Origin of the sequence: Ruegeria atlantica (assembly GCF_013032455.1) — a bacterium.
In the GTDB taxonomy this organism is placed as follows: Bacteria; Pseudomonadota; Alphaproteobacteria; order Rhodobacterales; family Rhodobacteraceae; genus Ruegeria; species Ruegeria atlantica_B.
Window position 1 is genome coordinate 56,788 of record NZ_WQCF01000002.1, and the last position, 17,764, is coordinate 74,551.

At 53.4% G+C, this 17,764-nt stretch carries 20 protein-coding genes and 1 tRNA gene; 15 read left to right on the forward strand and 6 right to left on the reverse strand.

Annotation, left to right across the window (positions count from 1 at the left end):
- Positions 1–3 precede the first annotated feature (3 nt).
- Positions 4–252 carry a cytochrome C oxidase subunit IV family protein gene (locus GOW93_RS04300; RefSeq protein WP_254443464.1) on the forward strand — a complete coding sequence of 83 codons (249 nt, stop codon included), beginning with the start codon at positions 4–6 and terminating at the stop codon, positions 250–252.
- A gap of 57 nt (positions 253–309) precedes the next feature.
- Here GOW93_RS04300 and hemA read toward each other — a convergent pair whose 3' ends face one another.
- Positions 310–1,533: a 5-aminolevulinate synthase gene (gene hemA, locus GOW93_RS04305; protein ID WP_170381894.1), complete on the reverse strand. Its 1,224-nt coding sequence runs from the start codon at positions 1,531–1,533 to the stop codon at positions 310–312.
- A 180-nt stretch (positions 1,534–1,713) separates the two neighbouring features.
- Between hemA and GOW93_RS04310 the strand changes: the two genes are divergently transcribed.
- From GOW93_RS04310 to GOW93_RS20890, 4 genes are all read left to right on the forward strand, one after another.
- Complete coding sequence (locus tag GOW93_RS04310; protein ID WP_170381895.1) at positions 1,714–2,406, forward strand: Crp/Fnr family transcriptional regulator; 693 nt, start codon at positions 1,714–1,716, stop codon at positions 2,404–2,406.
- Between the two features lie 119 nt (positions 2,407–2,525).
- The gene (locus GOW93_RS04315) at positions 2,526–3,002 is read left to right on the forward strand and encodes a hypothetical protein (RefSeq protein WP_170381896.1); all 477 of its coding nucleotides are present in this window, start codon (positions 2,526–2,528) and stop codon (positions 3,000–3,002) included.
- Positions 3,003–4,044: 1,042 nt separating this feature from the next.
- Positions 4,045–4,860: a DUF2971 domain-containing protein gene (locus tag GOW93_RS04320; RefSeq protein ID WP_170381897.1), complete on the forward strand. Its 816-nt coding sequence runs from the start codon at positions 4,045–4,047 to the stop codon at positions 4,858–4,860.
- 58 nt (positions 4,861–4,918) lie between these two features.
- Complete coding sequence (locus GOW93_RS20890) at positions 4,919–5,332, forward strand: DUF3102 domain-containing protein (RefSeq protein WP_170381898.1); 414 nt, start codon at positions 4,919–4,921, stop codon at positions 5,330–5,332.
- Here the strand turns inward: GOW93_RS20890 and GOW93_RS04330 are convergent.
- On the reverse strand, positions 5,222–5,860 hold the full coding sequence (locus GOW93_RS04330; RefSeq protein ID WP_170381825.1) for a hypothetical protein: 639 nt from the start codon (positions 5,858–5,860) through the stop codon (positions 5,222–5,224). The two genes, GOW93_RS20890 and GOW93_RS04330, sit on opposite strands and share 111 nt — an antisense overlap.
- A gap of 635 nt (positions 5,861–6,495) precedes the next feature.
- On the opposite strand from GOW93_RS04330, the gene GOW93_RS04335 reads away from it, so the two are divergent.
- From GOW93_RS04335 to rnhA, 4 genes are all read left to right on the forward strand, one after another.
- On the forward strand, positions 6,496–7,047 hold the full coding sequence (locus GOW93_RS04335) for a recombinase family protein (protein ID WP_170381899.1): 552 nt from the start codon (positions 6,496–6,498) through the stop codon (positions 7,045–7,047).
- A 536-nt stretch (positions 7,048–7,583) separates the two neighbouring features.
- Positions 7,584–8,363, forward strand: a complete 780-nt coding sequence (locus GOW93_RS04340) for a hypothetical protein (RefSeq protein ID WP_170381900.1) — start codon at positions 7,584–7,586, stop codon at positions 8,361–8,363.
- A gap of 76 nt (positions 8,364–8,439) precedes the next feature.
- Positions 8,440–8,751, forward strand: coding sequence for a hypothetical protein (locus GOW93_RS04345; RefSeq protein WP_170381901.1), 312 nt, complete (start codon positions 8,440–8,442; stop codon positions 8,749–8,751).
- A 71-nt stretch (positions 8,752–8,822) separates the two neighbouring features.
- Entirely contained in the window at positions 8,823–9,299 is a 477-nt protein-coding gene (rnhA, locus tag GOW93_RS04350) for a ribonuclease HI (protein ID WP_170381902.1), read from the forward strand.
- 303 nt (positions 9,300–9,602) lie between these two features.
- On the opposite strand, the gene GOW93_RS04355 is transcribed toward rnhA, so the two are convergent.
- The 4 genes from GOW93_RS04355 to GOW93_RS04370 all read right to left on the reverse strand — a co-directional run bounded on the left by GOW93_RS04355 (position 9,603) and on the right by GOW93_RS04370 (position 13,454).
- Positions 9,603–10,835 carry a hypothetical protein gene (locus GOW93_RS04355; RefSeq protein ID WP_170381903.1) on the reverse strand — a complete coding sequence of 411 codons (1,233 nt, stop codon included), beginning with the start codon at positions 10,833–10,835 and terminating at the stop codon, positions 9,603–9,605.
- A 236-nt stretch (positions 10,836–11,071) separates the two neighbouring features.
- A complete protein-coding gene (locus GOW93_RS04360) occupies positions 11,072–11,611 on the reverse strand; it encodes a hypothetical protein (protein WP_170381904.1) in 540 nt (179 codons plus the stop codon).
- A gap of 162 nt (positions 11,612–11,773) precedes the next feature.
- A complete protein-coding gene (locus tag GOW93_RS04365; RefSeq protein ID WP_170381905.1) occupies positions 11,774–13,300 on the reverse strand; it encodes a DUF6538 domain-containing protein in 1,527 nt (508 codons plus the stop codon).
- 79 nt (positions 13,301–13,379) lie between these two features.
- Positions 13,380–13,454, reverse strand: a tRNA-Thr gene (locus GOW93_RS04370).
- Between the two features lie 83 nt (positions 13,455–13,537).
- On the opposite strand from GOW93_RS04370, the gene GOW93_RS04375 reads away from it, so the two are divergent.
- The 6 genes from GOW93_RS04375 (at position 13,538) to GOW93_RS04400 (ending at position 17,759) form a co-directional block, all read left to right on the forward strand.
- Complete coding sequence (locus GOW93_RS04375; RefSeq protein WP_170381906.1) at positions 13,538–13,693, forward strand: hypothetical protein; 156 nt, start codon at positions 13,538–13,540, stop codon at positions 13,691–13,693.
- A 6-nt stretch (positions 13,694–13,699) separates the two neighbouring features.
- Positions 13,700–14,968 carry a UDP-N-acetylglucosamine 1-carboxyvinyltransferase gene (gene murA / locus GOW93_RS04380; RefSeq protein ID WP_170381907.1) on the forward strand — a complete coding sequence of 423 codons (1,269 nt, stop codon included), beginning with the start codon at positions 13,700–13,702 and terminating at the stop codon, positions 14,966–14,968.
- Entirely contained in the window at positions 14,965–15,441 is a 477-nt protein-coding gene (locus tag GOW93_RS04385) for a DUF2948 family protein (RefSeq protein WP_170381908.1), read from the forward strand. The genes murA and GOW93_RS04385 overlap by 4 nt, the downstream gene beginning before the upstream one ends.
- 45 nt (positions 15,442–15,486) lie before the next feature.
- Positions 15,487–15,960 (forward strand): GNAT family N-acetyltransferase, encoded by a 474-nt coding sequence (locus tag GOW93_RS04390; protein WP_170381909.1) that lies wholly within the window; start codon positions 15,487–15,489, stop codon positions 15,958–15,960.
- 59 nt (positions 15,961–16,019) lie between these two features.
- A complete protein-coding gene (gene hisD, locus GOW93_RS04395; RefSeq protein ID WP_170381910.1) occupies positions 16,020–17,321 on the forward strand; it encodes a histidinol dehydrogenase in 1,302 nt (433 codons plus the stop codon).
- Positions 17,322–17,438: 117 nt separating this feature from the next.
- Positions 17,439–17,759, forward strand: coding sequence for a hypothetical protein (locus GOW93_RS04400; protein ID WP_170381911.1), 321 nt, complete (start codon positions 17,439–17,441; stop codon positions 17,757–17,759).
- The last annotated feature ends 5 nt before the right edge of the window (positions 17,760–17,764 follow it).

Consider the following 17,764-nt stretch of genomic DNA (forward strand, 5'->3'; position numbering starts at 1 on the left):
GCTATGGTCAACAATCCATTGATAAAGGCCTGGTTTGCCCTTCTGGGGCTTAGCCTAGGGTCGGCGTTGTTGACTATGACACCTGTGCCTCCTGCTGTCATGGGCGGGGGTATTCTGCTGCTGGCGCTGATCAAAGGGCGGATAATTCTTGCCCGGTATCTAGAGCTTGCCCACAGTCCGGCCTGGCTGCGAGGGTTTACAATAGTTCTCACCGGTTTCGCTGTGCTGATCTTTGGCCTTTACTCGATCTGAAAAAGAAAAAGCCGCCCAAATTGGGCGGCAGTTAGCCAAGCTAAGGAGCGCTTTGAATTACTGGGCGGCCATAGGCATCCGGGCGATCTGACAGCGTTGCCAGAGGGTCGACAGCGCACCGACCAAATGATCGATATCCTCATCCGTGTGCACCGGAGATGGCGTGATCCGCAGACGTTCGGTCCCTTTTGGAACGGTGGGGTAGTTGATCGGCTGGATATAGATGCCGAACTCTTCCAACAGCGTGTCCGAAATGAATTTGCATTTCACTGGGTCGCCCACCATCACCGGGATGATGTGGCTGGGGTTGGGCAGATGCGGGATGCCTTCTGCGTCCAGTCTTGCGCGGACTTGTGCCACGCGGGCCTTTTGCTGATCGCGTTCGATGTTCGACTGTTTCAGATGTCGGATCGATGCAGCAGCACCAGCCGCCGTCGACGGGGGCAGGGCAGTTGTAAAGATGAACCCGCTGGCAAAGCTGCGGACGAAATCACACAGTGCTGCCGAGGCGGCGATGTATCCACCGACCACACCAAAGGCTTTGCCCAATGTGCCCTCGATCACGGTGAGGCGATCCATCAACCCTTCGCGTTCGGCAATACCACCGCCGCGAGGGCCATAGAGGCCAACGGCGTGGACCTCATCCAGATAGGTCATCGCACCGTATTTATCGGCGAGGTCGCAGATCTCCTTGATCGGCGCGATATCCCCGTCCATCGAATAAACCGATTCAAAGGCGATCATCTTCGGTGCTTCGGGATCGGCAGCGGCCAGTTTCGCCTCTAGATCTTCCAGATCGTTATGCTTCCAGATCACTTTTTGCGCGCGGGAATGGCGGATGCCTTCGATCATCGAGGCATGGTTCAGCGCGTCTGAAAACACGATCAGGCCGGGGATTTTTGCAGCGAGAGTGCCGAGAGCTGCCCAGTTTGAAACATATCCAGAAGTGAAAAGAAGCGCGGCCTCTTTTTCGTGCAGATCGGCCAGTTCGGCCTCAAGCAGCACGTGATCGTGAGTGGTGCCTGATATGTTCCGGGTGCCCCCGGCGCCCGCGCCGCAACGGTCCAGCGCGTCATGCATGGCCCCGATTACCGAAGGGTGCTGGCCCATTCCCAAATAGTCGTTCGAACACCAGATCCGTACATCTCGCTGCACCTGCCCGTCGGTTTGGCGGGCGTTCGGAAAGGAACCGCAGCGGCGTTGCAGGTCGATAAAAACACGATAGTTTCCTTCGTCCCGCAGGTCGTCCAGGCTTTGGGTGAAAAATCGCTCGTAGTCCATCTTTCTGGCTCCCCGGCTTACTGGCTATGGAGCGAAACTAGGCGCATGACCACCGAGGCTACATGACAATTGTCAAGTTGACGGCGGAAAAGACTGGTGCGTTGATCACAGCTTTGGCATAGCCTGTGCTCGAAGGATGTACCGGTCAGACGATCGACTAGGGAAAAAAGGGGAACCTTCTTGGCGCACGAAGCACAAAAGGCGATTGCGCGGCAGTCTCTCTTGCTCAAGAGCTTGCCGGAGCAGCATATCGATACGCTGTTAAGTCACGCAATTTGGCGCAGCTATGATCGCGGCGAGACGATATTCCTGCAGGAAGAAAAGGCAAAAGCCGTTCATGTGGTGCTGGCGGGGTGGGTCAAACTGTTTCGTATGTCCCCCACCGGGGCCGAAGCAGTGGTGAGTGTCTTTACCCGTGGCGAAAGCTTTGGTGAGGCAGTCGCACTGCGGAACGTCCCATACCCGGTTTCCGCCGAGGCGGTTTCCGCCTGCGAGGTGATGCACATACCCAGCCCGGTACTGCTGTCTTTGATGAAGGAAGACCCCGAGATCGGCGTGTCGATTCTGGCTGCGACCTTCACTCATCTCCATGCGCTGGTGGCACAATTGGAGCAGCTCAAGGCCCAGACGGGTGCGCAGCGTGTGGCCGAGTTTCTGCTCAATCTGTGTGATGCAGAGATCGATGGCTGCGATGTCGAACTGCCCTATGACAAGATGCTGATCGCAGGCCGCCTTGGGATGAAGCCTGAAAGCCTCAGTCGGGCATTCTCACGTCTGAAGACGGTCGGCGTAAAGATCAATCGCAACCACGCGGTGATTGCCGATATTGAACGTCTGCGGGACTACGCCGAAAGCGATCCCTCAGAGAAGTGATCGCTTAGGCGTTGCAGCTATTTCCGAAATCCCAGCTAGTAGACACTTAGTAGGATGATCTTCGTGGGGCATACCTAGGTTCTTGCGCCCAATTGCATGCAAAGGTAGAAACCCTGTGCATGAATTATCCTTTTTCTAGAAATGAGATTTTAGTGAAAAGACTTTTTTCCACCGCTATTTTGATGTTGATGGCCCTTTTATTCGTTGCAGCCTGTGATGATGGCTCAAGCGAAGTGAAATCGGTCACGAAAGCGCAGTATTCGGGCAATTTTAATGCCATAAGTGGCAAGCTTTCTGACGGCAGTAAGTTTGAAGGTGTGGCTTGGTGGGTGTCGGGGGCCTACAGGGGTAAGTTTTGCCTGCAAACCACAGAAGCCGTTTGTTCTGGCACATTCTCGGCCAGGGCGTCTCGAGTTATCGCTGGTCAGTTCGAATGCTCAGATATGACAACCGGTTCGTATCGTTCGGAACGAATTGAAAAAGGGGCGCATCTGCATCCAATAAAAGCGACAGGCATCTTGTCTGACGGTCGGACCAGTGTTGCTGAATTCGCGCCGCTGCAAGAAGGTGCGGGCGAAACGGTATGCTACCAGTAATATCAGGTTTGGCACCGCAACGGGCTGGACTCAGAGGGCGCGAGGCAAAACCGGGAAACATTTCGAAGCGGGCTTTTCGTGGCTCTCAAAAGGCAGATATCAGTGCGTTTGCGGCTCCGACAAACCCCGCAACAGCCACTGAGCTCGCCAGTAGTATGCAGAAAACTTCCAGTACGCTAAGTTTCATTTTGACCCCCATCAAAACGTTTGGTTGGGCTTAGGGCAAATTCGCCAAGCCGCAAAGAGGCCACAAGTTTACGCTGCGGAAACCTGCTGAGGGGGTGGCGCAAATTTGCCCAAGATAAAAGTTTGGATGACGCGAGGGGGCATTGGCGGCGGCACTCCAAGCTTGCACTGTAGCAGCATTGCATCACCAGAATCGCAGAATCCCGTATGACTAGAAAAGCCGCGGAACAGTGCGCTTTGCGGGCGAGGTGTGACAGCCCCGATCGCTTGTCATCCTGATAATTGCGGCTTCACGGATTGCTGGGTTCAACTTCACACCGTGCTTGCGACCACCAAGTCATAGATAGCTTCGCTTTATATCCACACTGTGCAGATAGTGGCAGAACCTAGGTCGGGGGTACTGGTGTTGGGCGCTCAAAATGGCGGTGCAATACGACAGGCGCATCCCTGGAAATTAATCTACTATCATTTTCTGGAATTGGATGGTGCTGCTGGAGAGAATTGAACTCAGGTGGTGGTATTGTAGTATGTTGATTTTATTAAACAAAAAATCTGACAGTGCAAGTCCTGTGTAGGTGTAGTGTGGAGGGGTTTATTCGGCCAGCCTCCTAAGGTGACCCGTGAGAGACCGGGATAGACCTTTGTTGATGTTGGGGCAGTTCAGCCTGACCTTCACGAGCCACAAGACATTTCAGGCAGGGCGTTCGGCTGCTTCGGGCAACCTCGGGTAAATGAAGGAGAGACTTAAGGTACCCTTCTGGTGGGCGTGAGGGGTGCCTTCTCAGTTCCAATTGGCGCTGCTGAGGTTTGATGGTAGGTGTTACAAGACGCAAAAAAACTGAACTGGAACAATCGCATGAATGACATTTTTCCAAACTTGTCTTCCAGCTTGTTTAAGTATGGGCCAGTAAAAAATGTCGCTCGAACACTACAAAATTGCACTCTCGGTTTTAGTCATCTTAAGGACTTCAACGACATTTATGAAAGCGAATATCGCTTTGTCCATTTTTTCAAAAGTGAGGAAGACGCAAGGAAATTGATTGATCCGGTCCCCGACAATGCCATGAAAAAGGCACGCGACACGATTGATGATCAGTTATCCAAGTATCGCGTTTCGTGTTTCTCTCGGCGAGCAAACATTTCGCTCATGTGGTCACACTATGCTGATGACCATAAGGGAGTTTGCTATTGTTTCGAAGCTCAGCGACCAGAGGGTATTTTCAGCGGAACGCAGGTGGGTTGGGGGGGCGTTATCTATTCCAGTGAGCTTCCGACCGTGACTGTTTTTCAAGAACACACCCGTGTCAACATGCTCCCAACCATCGCCTCAGACGTCATTCTGACAAAACCAATGGAATGGGCATATGAGGAAGAGGTCCGGTTTTGGACCTCGGCGGTTGGTCCTGCGGTTTCTTTTGACCCAACAAAATTAAGGGCCATAATTGTTGGCCGTAGGACAAGCGACCCAGAAATTGATCAAATCATGCTAGAAATCGACGAATACAATCAAAGAAATAACCAGTCGGTTGAAATGTGGTTCGCCCACCGAAATGCTGCTCGTTTCACCCTCGGGATTTGCAGTAACAGGGGGTTTAGGGATTCCGCTGAGACAAGTATTTCAGATAGGATACCGATATTGCCTACCGGGGGCGATCAAGCTGTGACGAGTTAGACACGCATTTGCCAACCGTTAAGTGGTGGCGCTAGGTCGCACTGCTGAGGAAATCGCTGTGGACATCGGAGAGGAACTGATCGCGGTGAAGGCTGAGTTGAAACATGGGGCGTTCAAGCCGTGGGTCACTGAGAATTGCTCGTTCGCGTACCGTTGTGCCACTGACTACATGCAGGTGGCCCGCGCAAAAAGTGCGGAGCGCCGCACATTTGATGCCTGCTCATCAATCCGCGAAGTCCTCGCCATCGGGAAGACCAAGGCAGCCCCCAAGCCTGACATCCGAGCGGCGACCCTTGACGATCTCCGCGAGGTCGAACGTCTGCGTGCCCTCACGGACAACCCAGCGGCGACTGAAGGGGCTTTATGGACTTGGCAGCCGATCACATACGTCTGTAGTGTTCCAAGTCGCTTCAACTGCAACGATACCGGCTGCACTTGCCGAGGCCTTAATTTCATTTGGCCGTACTGGTAAATTGCAAGCGCCCTTCAAGGCCATCATCATCGCTTCCATTAGCTTCTCTTGAATGTCCGAAACCTTCGACCCTAAGGAAAATGCTGCTGGAACGGGTTCGATGTTTCCACCAGATTGAAAAACATACCCGGGAACCCCAGCGACATCCGGAACAGCCATGAAATCCACCTTACCGGGTCCTGCCATTGATCTATACACGGACCATGAGACGTCCGGCGTTGCTGGCAACGTCTGAGCCACATCTTCGTTGGTCCAGCCCTGCGCCACCATTTCGTCGGTGAGAACTTTGGGAGTTAAGCCGCCACCCGCCTTTAGCCACGACCTATTGTCGTAAGTGAACTCGGTGACGGTGTCTAAACTGTCCGCCATCATTTCAGTAATCAGAGTATCACCTTCAACGCCAGTAAGACCGTCGTCAGTCATAGGGTTGATCACGCCATCAAACGTATCCGCATTTAGCTTTTGAGCGTACAATTCAGACGCTTGAAAAACGCTCAAGACTAAAGCGGTTCCTAAAAAGAGCCTCATCACAATTCCCCAAGAAAAATCCTAGTAACATCCTCACTTTACGCAAAAAAAATTTCTGCCGTCTATTGGAAAAGGCCCGATATTCGACTGTGGTATTTTCAACATGAGCAAGTGCCTAAATATTTTGGCAAAAAAATCTGACTGCCCGAGATTATAAATAGTGCCGCGCAGGCCCCCCGGTGGGGCCACCTCAGGACCAACTCTCTCCAACTGCGGGAAGTCCCCTTTAGCGCAATAAAAACAATGGGTTGACGAGTGCCTCGGCATGAATCATCTACACGTTGCATCGTGTTGGTGCAGCACTACCAAGAATAGGAATAGTAGAATGATCGTCTTTGACTTTTGCGTCGGCCCCTTTGACTTGCTCATCGAGCGTGAGACCCGTTCAGTCCCCTTTAAGGTGACCCGTGAGGGACCCGGTGAGGTGTTCCTTGATGTTGGACGTTACGCCCTGACGTTCACGAACCACAGAAGATGCCCTAAGGCGTCCTGAGCGCATGGGTCTCATTTGACCGGAGTGTAACAAGACATGTGCCAACCCCGCTTTTCTGTCTCGTTTAAGTAGGGTTGACAATTAAAGTACACTTTCTTAGTTAACCTTAAAAGTTAAACGATACACTTTCGGAGACCGGCACATGCTCATCGGATACGCGCGGACGTCTACAGCAGACCAGATCGCAGGCTTTGAGGCCCAGCAGCGTGAGTTGAAAGACCATGGTTGTGAGAAGGTGTTTGCTGAGCAGGTCAGCAGTGTGAAGCAGAGGGACCAGCTTGAGGCCGCCATAGACTTTGCCCGTGACGGGGACACTTTGGTCGTCACGAAGCTGGACCGTCTAGCGCGCTCGGTCCCTGACCTCGTCGATATACGCAAGCGGCTTTCAAGCAAAGGCGTTCAACTGCACATCATGAACATGCCCATGATGAACGACAGTGCCACTGCACAGATGCTTGAGACCATCCTCGGGGCTGTTGCTCAGTTTGAACGTGAGGTGATGCTTGAAAGGCAGCGTGAAGGGATTGCAAAGGCCAAGGCCGAGGGGAAATTCAAAGGACGCCCCGCCATGGATGAGAAGAAGGCAACCGCCATTCGTGAAGCGTTCCAGAAAGGCAAGAAGCCGACCCAGATTGCAAGGGACTTCAATGTCAGCAGAGCCACGGTTTACAGGCTGGCCAAAGAGACGGCTTGAGGACGAAACTCAATTCACCCACATACATGCAGAAAGAAAGCGGTCACTTAGCAACTGTCATCGCTCATACAAGCAGAAACCAATTAACCCCCATACATGCCGTACAGAACGCTCGTCGTGCGGCGGTAGTCAACCCTCATACAAGCCCGAATAGAACGCTCCCCGGTGGCTCGAAGTCATCGCTCATAATAGCCCTACCTAACGGCCAGCTTGGGTCAATTCACCCCCACTATAGCAGTACACAGAATGTTCGAATTGCCTCGTTTCATGGAACTGCGAGGCGATGTCAGCATGGCGTTATAAGCGACCGACAGGAAGACTGATAGCAGACCATCTGTGGCGGGGCTTAGGTCCCGTCAGATCATTTCGGCGTGCCTGTGCATCAGGGCGTTATCGATTGAAAACCCACCTTGCACACAATGGAGCAAACGGAGGGGTCCTCTGGTGGCCTGCCGGAGAATATCCACCCCAGAAAAACCCACCCTTGCCCTTATAGTTATACTTACCACCCATCCCCAACATCTACGGAGATCAACATGCGAACCGATGCTATCGGCAGACCATTGTTCGACGAAAATTCGTTCAATCACGTCACTCTCATCTTCAACGATCTTCTGATCGACAATCATTCAATCAACGTCATCACGTCAGGCGGTAGAAAGTGGTTATATGCACCCGACGCCCTGTCTGCTGCTGGTGTGCCTGAGGCAAAGTCAGGCGGGTACAGTAAGACCATTGGCCGTATTCATAACATGGATAAAGTGAAGATCGCAGAAACCCCGTTTTCATTCGATGACAAGCGAAAGGATAGGGGGTCGCTCATCTCACCATGTGCCATCACAGAATTGTTGCACAAGACCAGCAGAGGGCGAAACCCTATCGCAACACTTGGCTTTGTAGAATGGATGAATGAGCATGTGCTGGAGGGACAATCAGCGGAGCATTGGTCTCCCCAAAAACCACGCAGCCTTGAACCGGTATTCCGCAAAACCAAACTACCTCAGCCACCCCAAGACACCACTGAACGCGACCCCTTGGCACCCATCGGTCTATACAGATGGACGAATGATAATCGTCCTTTAGGTGGTGACGAGGTGCAGTTTTGCCTCTGTCAGAAAAAAACATGCCGTTGTCGTCTCATGGAGCTAAAGCCATACGTCCACAAGGGCGATGACGTCGTTGACGTCTATGACGACTTTGAACCAGCTACAGTATGGCCAAAGGTCTGGGCCAAGGTGTCCCGTGAAGGTGCCCGAGCTGACTATTTCAACGTGACCCCAATGGGACCATTCGGCCACCACCAGCAACAACATTAGGGTTGCCAAACCAGAGAACCAAGCAGCGATCAGGACGTCCACAACGGGCGTCTTTATTCATTTTTGGAGAAAGACAATGAAACTGAATGAACAGAACCGCGTAGCCGACAAACGGTTGCGCCGCATCGGCTACGACAAGCGACGAGCGTTCACGAAACGCCTGAGGTCGACCACACGTGCCCGTCTGGGTCGTGACAAGATCGATGACCAGCTTGCCCCTTGGGCCGACAAACCAAGCCACTGGGCCAGCATGAGAGTGCGCCCTGAGGTGGTGGCAGCAGTCAACACTGTGCGGGCACGCATGGTTGAGCAAATGGGTCATGAGGTCTCTCAAAGCGAGGCGCTTTCCCATTTAGTTGAACTTGGCGTTCTGACTTTGACCTGCTGAGGCAAGACTACGTGCTAACAACGCCCCAAACGAACCCCAAGAACCCACTAACAAACGAAGAAGAACCCATAATGACAAATACTGAAATCACCATTCACACTGACGGCTCTTGCCTTGGCAATCCCGGTCGAGGCGGATGGGCGGCAACTCTCCGACGATATGAAGGCGGCAAAGAGATCAAGAAGCGGTCCATCCATGGCGCTACCAAACACACCACCAACAACAGGATGGAAATGACAGCCGCCATACAGGGGCTCAAAAAGATCAAGAAAAACGAGAAAGCCGAAATCACCGTCTACTCTGATAGCAGATTGCTCATCCAAGGTATGACTGAATGGCACCATAAATGGCAGACTAACGGCTGGCGTAAAGCGAGTGGGAAGCCAGTAGAGAACCTCGACCTTTGGGAGGAACTGCTGACGGCCACTGACGGACTGGACGTGCGCTGGGCGTGGGTTCGTGGCCACGCAGGCGACCCACGGAATGAAGAAGTCGATGGTCTGGCAGTAGCTGCAGCCAACAAAGCAGCGTGTCCTACGGGCCGTTAGCTCCCAATCCACTTCAAGATGTCCCCACCTAGGTGGGGCAATTGCCAATGGCTCAGCCCGCTTTGAAAAAACTTGCTGCTAGCACAAAATGACACTCCTAAGACGTGCTTAGATGCGCAATTTGGCTGTTACGTTGGTCTTGCCGGGAAGTAAGCTTGTTGAAACTCTCAACTCTGCTTCGATACTCGTCTTTGGCAGTATCGGCTGACACACCGAGTTCTTCAAGCAGACTATCCAGTTCTTCGCGCGTGAGTTGCTTCTCGCGATCTTTCTGCAATGTCCTGTCCACCATTAGTTCCTCCCTTATCGCCTACGTTCAAAGAAGCGGCTGTTCAAGCTCGGATCAAAGAAGTGTTTGCGCTTTATCCAGACCAGCCCTTCACTTCGTGTGATGGCCGCCACATCAACAGGACCGCCTACAGTCTCCGAAGGTTTGGTTACTTTTTCCTTCAAAGATTGCAGATTTATCAGGGTTTCCGCAAGCTCTGCCATCTCATCGACAGGCAATACACCCAGAACCCGACGCAGTGGAAGCGAGTGTTCAGTCCTTGCATAGTCGAAGATTTTGTCTTTTGAACTCGTAAGGCGCTCACCAATTAGCTCATTAATCTTCCCTTCTGGAATGGTGCCGCCAGACAGTTCGTTCAAGCTGTCGGAGATTGTTTTTAGTTCCCCAGCAAACGTTTCCTGCATCTTGGCAAAGACATCAAAGCTTAGGCCAATCTCAAACGTGTCTGTCATAGAACTTTGAGCAAAGGCCGACAGAACAGCTGGAATGTCATGAGTGACTTTTTCAACCTTCTTCCCGGACGCGACAAATTTAGTGCCCCAAAGCTTGCAATGCGAATAGGATACCAATTCCGGAAAAACTGAGTGATCTCCAAAACCGGCAAATATCAGGCCAGAGTAGTTGTTTTCGCGGGCCAACATATTGAGTGCTTGTTTTGTGGCTTCCTCAATGGCCTTGTCGCGGGTGTCTTCGTCTACGTCAGTGATTTGGGCAAACCCCAGCCACTTATCGAACTCATTTATCACTTCGTTTTTGGTGGACGCAGTGAGCTCGCCAATCTCGTCATCGCTAAGCTCTGAGTTCTCAACGACAGCTCCTTCGGTTGCAATATAGGTGTCCACAAAAGTTGAAAAATCTAGCGTGTCGTCTTCTTGGCGCTGCTTATTGAAGCCAAAAACCATAGGTATCACTGCGGTTCCAACTTGCTGAACAAAGCCTGACCGCCGAATTTCGTCTGGGAACAGCCGTTGCGAAGCGTTCACCCATTCGATGAACTCATCAGCAAATCCCTCAACAGTGTTGAAGGACTTATCGGCAAGTTCCTTCCTGAACTCCTTGATCGTAACTTCCCAAGGCACATTCAAGAGGCTGGCCGAGTTGTAAATCATCAATCCAACCGAATGGGCTTCGGAGAGTTGGAAAATCTTGTTAGCACCTTTGAAGTAGCGCTTCTCGGCTCCGTTTTGGCCGTAGTACTCGACGGTTGTCGCACTATCGGCGGCCAAAACCACCGAAATGCTATTCATAAGACATACCTCGGAGGTCATTTAGTTACACCTACTATATTAAGGGCATTACAATCCAATGGCATCAATATGTCGGAGTTTCATTCGAGTTTCCATAGGAATTAAGGACGCTCACTTGCATCAGATCGCGCTTCCTGTTTCGCCAATGTTGAACAGCCGCAATCTTAGATGGGGACCCTAAGCTACAGGCACAGCGAACTCCCGCTATCCGACGCCTCTCGCTCTATCCGGCATGGCTACAATGCCAACCCCATTACATCTGTGACACCCCACGCCATACATTCGGCGGGCTTTGTGTCTTCGTGTTCACAAAAACCCAAGTTTTCTAGTTGTTCGCTTTCTAAGTCAGGCAGTTCCACCCGAAAATCGGCTTCGTTTAGCGGGTCTATCCAAATGGCTGTTTCAGCGGAAACCTCCTGTTCTTTGCCTTCCTTGTCATAGATGCTGACAGAGATTTGTATCCAAGTAGTCACGTGGTCTGGTGTCTTGTTTTGAAGAACTCCGCCCCAACTCACAATTCGCTCGTCCAAACGTGGCCCTGCGCGACCTGTGGCATGATCATTGTGAAACAGGTGCTTTTGAAAGGTTGTCACGCAGGTTGCCTTAATAGCGTCGTTGGAAAGAAGCTCGCTGTCGGAATATGACATGCAAGTTTCAACACCTCTCAAAGTGCCTAGGTTGAACGCCTCGTTTATTGCTCTCTGAACTGGCTTAACGCCAACAACCATAGCCAATACAAGACATACCAGCCCCCCAATAATATAATTCTTTGTCAAGACTAACTCCGTTAATTTTCCGTTCAGCGTCGCATGTTACGCTGAAACGCTCTACTTTCTTCTAGTAGAAATTCCTGGCATTTTTTCGACTAAAACGAATAGTTTCAGTTGGAAAGACTGAAAGCCTGTTTCATCTTTTGTTTGGCTGAACTCCCAATATCCCTAGTCAATCTGAATGTGTGGTATTTTACAGATTTCACGGAATAGCGTCGTAATCGGATAGTCCCCATATTCCTCGCCAGCGGTGCGTCCTGCGTGACCACAGATCGCGTCCTGATAGACAACATCGACGTCAGCGTTTCGCGCCTGTGTTTTGAAACGATGTCGCCATGCGTGGCTCGGCTGTATCCTTGTGTCTGTTATGCCGACTTTGTTCCTGACCCAATCACCAACCTTATCGCGCGCGTTTTGGGACAAGCGAAAAGCCTCCTTAGGGGTGGTGCCTCCATCGTGGAACAGATAGCCCTCACCTGCGCTATTGATGAAGTCGACAAGGCCTATCTCAAATAGGTGCGGGTGTATCGGAACAGTTCTGTAGCGGCGGGCTTTGACGCTGCCCGCGTCCGGCGTGATTAAGAGCCAGTGGATGTCTCCATCGTTGCGCAAATCTTGTTTGCGGAGCTGTGCGACTTCGCCCGCCCGTGCACCGGTATAAGCGCATATCCATGGTATCCAACGGCAGGCTAGTTTGTTCTTGCGGGTTGCCCTTGTGTCATCTTTCAGGGCTTTGCTGGCGTGCTGTAGTATTCGCTTTGCTTCATCATCCGTAAAGCCCTTGGAGCGCTCCGCAACAGGATTGGGGACTTTGACGGATACGTCTGCCGAGGGGTCAAATTCAATCAAGAACTTTGACCGCGCCAAACGGAGAATGGCCCTTATGGCGGCTAGGTACTTCCGGCTAATGGTCTTGGGTTTCAGTCCTTTCTCGTCACGCAAGTAGTCGCACCAGTCAGCAATGTCTTTGGGCTTTATCTGAGTGACATCCTCATGACCTAAATAATCGACTAGAGCGTCCTTCTTTTGAGCGAAGTCACCGACCGTTGCAGGAGCTTTTTCGTTGCTTAGGTGGTCTTTCTTCCATCGATCAAACAGACTTGTAAGTGTGGGGCCTCCCGTTGTCGCTTTCAGCGCGTCTATGGGTTCCCATTCAGGGAAACGCATGGCCTGAGGGTCCGGGCTGAAATCGCCTTCCGCTCTCTTCAACTGCTGGCTAGCTGCCTGCATCCAAGACCTGTGGACTTCACGTAGCAATCGCGCACGCGTCTGTTCGTCTACAGCAATACCTTCTTCCGCCAGTATCTCGTTAGCGACATCTCCGTACCATTTTTCAATGCCGCCTTCGGTAGCTTCCGCTTGTTGGCTCAGGTGAAGTACACGGTTCCATATCTCAGGTTCACCCGGTTCACTATCTAGCATTTCCATCAGACGGAAATACACGCGACCAGAAAGAGCAACGATCTTTTTCAAAGGGAGGGGTTCAGGCTTTGCCCGCAGGGACGCCCACCGCTTTTGGATTTTGGCGTATTCAGCCGCAAATCTCTCTTTGGCCTCTGCCGGGTCTCTGGTGCGGAGTGACTTTGACACCTCGGCACGGTCGACGATTCCCTTAAGGTCCGCCGGAACTCGCACCCTGATGTAATATATTCCGCTGTTTTTGTCTTTGACTGGTGCAGGCATGATAAGCGTCACTGTGTAGAACTCCTGTGTAGGAGACTGCAAGCGCAAGCCGCTGTTTTGTCGTAAGTTTCTGATGCAAATAAGGAAATCATGGTGCTGCTGGAGAGAATTGAACTCTCGACCTCTCCCTTACCAAGGGAGTGCTCTACCTCTGAGCTACAGCAGCGCTGTGGGCGGGTGATTAGACTCAAACGAAACGCGGCGCAAGGGTGTCTGGACGGTTTTTTTCACCTCCTGTAGAGAAAGATCATGACAGATAAAAATTCACCCAAAAAACAGGGCAAATCCGGGGACGCACGCGAGGAGCGGCTGAAAGCAGCGCTGAAGGCGAACATGGCGCGGCGCAAGGCTCAGGCCAAGGCGCGGGCGGCTTCCGAGGACAATGCCAGTAAGGACGAGGGATAAGAGCAGATGGACTCGATTCTGGTGACGGGTAACGGCCCGCTGAATGGTCAGATACCGATTGCGGGGGCCAAGAATGCGTGTCTGACGCTGATGCCCGCGACACTTCTGAGCGAAGAGCCGCTGACATTGACCAATGCGCCACGGCTCAGCGACATCAAAACCATGACGGCCTTGCTACAATCGCTGGGGGCCGAAGTGTCTTCGTTGCAGGATGGGCAGGTTATTGCGATGTCCAGTCATGACCTGACTAGTCAGACGGCGGACTATGAGATCGTTCGCAAGATGCGCGCATCGAATCTGGTACTTGGTCCGTTGCTGGCCCGGTTCGGAGAAGCCGTTGTCTCGCTACCCGGCGGTTGCGCAATTGGCGCGCGACCGATGGATTTGCACGTTGACGGGCTTGAGGCGCTGGGCGCTGAGATTGAGTTGAAAGACGGCTATCTGCACGCCAAAGCGCCGGGCGGGTTGAAAGGCGCGGTGCATGAGATGCGTTTTGCTTCAGTCGGTGCCACCGAGAACATCGTTATGGCAGCCACGCTGGCTAAGGGCACCACAGTTCTGATGAACGCAGCGCGCGAACCCGAGATTGTCGATTTGGTGGAATGCCTGCGTAAGATGGGGGCGCAGATCTCGGGCGAGGGGACATCTACCATCGAAATTCAAGGCGTCGACCGGCTGCATGGTGCAACCCATCAAGTTGTGACCGATCGGATTGAACTTGGCACTTATATGCTGGCCCCGGCCATTTGCGGCGGCGAGGTTGAATTGCTGGGCGGGCGCATGTCGCTGGTTGAATCATTTGCGGCCAAGCTGGATGCGGCGGGCGTCAGCGTCACGGAAACCGAAAACGGCTTGAAAGTGGCGCGAAAGAATGGGCGTGTGACTTCGGTGGACGTAGTGACAGAGCCTTTCCCGGGCTTTCCAACCGACCTGCAAGCGCAGATGATGGCGTTGATGTGTACAGCTGAAGGAACCGCAGTTCTGGAAGAGCGCATTTTCGAGAATCGTTTTATGCATGCCCCGGAGCTGGTGCGTATGGGAGCGAATATCGAGGTGCATGGAGGCACGGCCACGGTTACTGGTGTAGAACGTTTGAAGGGCGCGCCTGTGATGGCGACGGATTTGCGGGCGTCGGTCTCGTTGATTCTGGCTGGTCTGGCGGCCGAGGGTGAAACAACGGTCAGCCGGGTCTATCATCTGGACCGCGGATATGAGCATGTGGTGCGCAAGCTGGAAGGCGTGGGTGCCAAAATTGAACGGATCAAGGGCCAATGACAGACGCAAGTTTTCACGATGGGCGCGAGGCCCCGCTGAACCTGGGGGCCGAGGACACAGATGACCTTAAGGTGATTTCGACCTTGACGCAGGACGCCGTGTTCCCGGTGACCGAAATGACCTGGCAGCCATCGAAGCGCCGCTTTGGTCTGCTGCTGAACCGGTTCCGCTGGGAGGACAAGGATGCGGCCGCCCGTCGCGACCGTCCGTTTGAACGCGTGCAGTCAGTGCTGGTATTCGACTCGGTTCTGTCGGTGGCCAGCCAAGGCATCGACCGCAGTGACAAAGATATGATTCTGTCTTTGTTGTCGGTCGATTTCGAAGCGGGTGAGGATGGAAGCGGTCAGATGTTGCTGACGCTTGCAGGGGACGGCGCTATCCTTCTGAAGGTTGAAGCTGTGGATGCCACGCTCAAGGACGTCACCCGGCCTTATCTGGCACCTTCGGGTCAAGCACCACACCACCCCGAATAGATGCAAAACAAGCGCGGCATTTCTCAGGCATTCACAGAAGCCCCGATGGGAGTGACCCTGCGCCGCGCTACAGTTTTCGATGTGTTCGACCTGAGCCGGGTGCTGATCCGCTCTATCACGCAGCTCTGTGTTGCGGATCACCAAAACGATCCTCAGGCCATTGAGCAGTGGGTCGCAGACAAAGATCCGGCCACGATCCGAGGCTGGATCATTGATGGTGCAGGCATATGGCTGGCCGAACATGCCGGGCAGACTGCTGCCGTGGGTGGTCTTCGCGGGGCTGAGATCACCCTTCTATATATCGACCCGGATCATGGAGGCCACGGCATCGGGGCGGCTTTGCTGAACCGACTGGAACAGGAAGTGATCGCATCGGGTCACTCCGAGGCCCGTCTTGAAGCGACACGGACCGCGCAGGCGTTTTACGAACGGTATGGTTGGCAGTTGACAGGCCGGTGCGGTGCACGCGGCGATGTTTCCTGTTTTGGAATGCGCAAATCGCTGCAGCCCACGGACTAAGGGTTGAGGCCGCCCACTGCCGGCGATATGTCCCGGTGAAACGCTCTGGAGTGCCTGACATGCCCGTTTTCCTCGACACCACGTCGCCCGAGTTCGAATCCGCCTTTCAGGCACTGTTGTCAGCCAAGCGTGAGGACAGCCCGGATGTAGACGCGATTGTCGCGCAGATCATCGAAGATGTACGCAGTCGGGGAGATGCCGCTGTTATCGAGCTGACGGCTAAGTTCGACCGACTTGAGTTGACGCCTGAAACGTTGGCATTCTCTGTTGAAGAAATCGACGCGGCGGTTTCCCTGGTTTCGGATGCGGAGCGTGCAGCACTTGAACTGGCGGCAGAACGCATCCGGTCCTATCACGAAAAACAGATGCCGGAGGATCTGCAGTGGACCGATGCAGCCGGGGCCACTTTGGGGTGGCGCTGGTCTGCAGTTTCGGCGGCCGGTCTTTATGTGCCGGGTGGATTGGCGTCTTACCCCTCTTCGGTGCTGATGAATGCGATCCCGGCCAAAGTAGCCGGTGTTGAGCGGTTGGCAATCGCAGTGCCTACGCCGAACGGGGAAGTAAACCCGCTGGTCCTGCTTGCGGCGCGGCTTTCTGGGGTCGACGAAATTTACCGGATTGGCGGCGCGCAGGCCGTGGCCGCGCTGGCTTATGGCACTGGTACGATCGCGCCAGTCGATAAGATCACAGGTCCGGGTAACGCCTTTGTTGCTGCAGCCAAGCGCCGGGTGTTCGGCAAAGTTGGCATCGATATGATCGCTGGCCCGTCCGAGATTCTGGTAATCGCCGACAAGGACAACGATCCGGACTGGATCGCGTTGGACCTGCTCAGCCAAGCCGAACATGACGAAAGCGCGCAGTCGCTGTTGATCACCGATGATGCCGCGTTTGGTCAGGCCGTGGCGCAGGCGGTCGAAAAACGCCTGAAAACCCTGCAGCGGCGTGTCATTGCCGGGGCTAGCTGGCGCGACTTTGGTGCCGTGATCACCGTGCGCGATCTGGACGAGGCAGCCACCCTGTCCAATCGCATTGCGCCGGAACATCTGGAGCTATGTGTCGCCGACCCGGTTGCCCTCAGTGAAAAGACGATACACGCAGGTGCCATTTTCCTCGGTCAATACACGCCCGAGGCCATTGGCGATTATGTCGGCGGCCCCAACCACGTACTGCCTACCGCGCGTTCAGCGCGGTTCTCATCCGGCCTTAGTGTCATGGACTTTCTCAAGCGCACCACTCTTAGCCAGATGACACCCGAAGCGCTACGTGCCATCGGCCCTGCGGCGGAACAGCTGGCACAATCGGAAAGCCTTGAGGCACATGGGCTGTCAGTAACAGCACGACTTAATCGTTTGAACGATTGAAGTTCATATAGCTAGCCGGTCACACAACCACTTTAATTTGATGTTCGGAAAGCCGAACAGACTTGAACCCAATTGCCGATCTGAGACGTAGTCGCAGCGGCATGCAGGAAGAAGGAGTTGAGTTTGGAGCGCGTGGCAACCCTCTGGATCGGGACGAGATTGAGTTTTCTGGAACGTTTGTGCCTGAAATCCTTTGCCGATGTCGATCAAAAGCCGATCGTTTACCATTACGGAGAGCTTCGGGATATTCCGGGTTATGTCGAAGCTAGAGATGCACGAGAGATATTCGATACGCCTGAGTTCTACCGAGATCCGATCACTCGATCTGTCGCTGTCCACGCGGACCTGTTTCGTCTGAAATTGCTGAAGCACACTGATTACATCTGGGTGGACGCTGATGCTTACGCGCTCAGACCGTTCGAAACCCAGGAAGGCTAACTTTT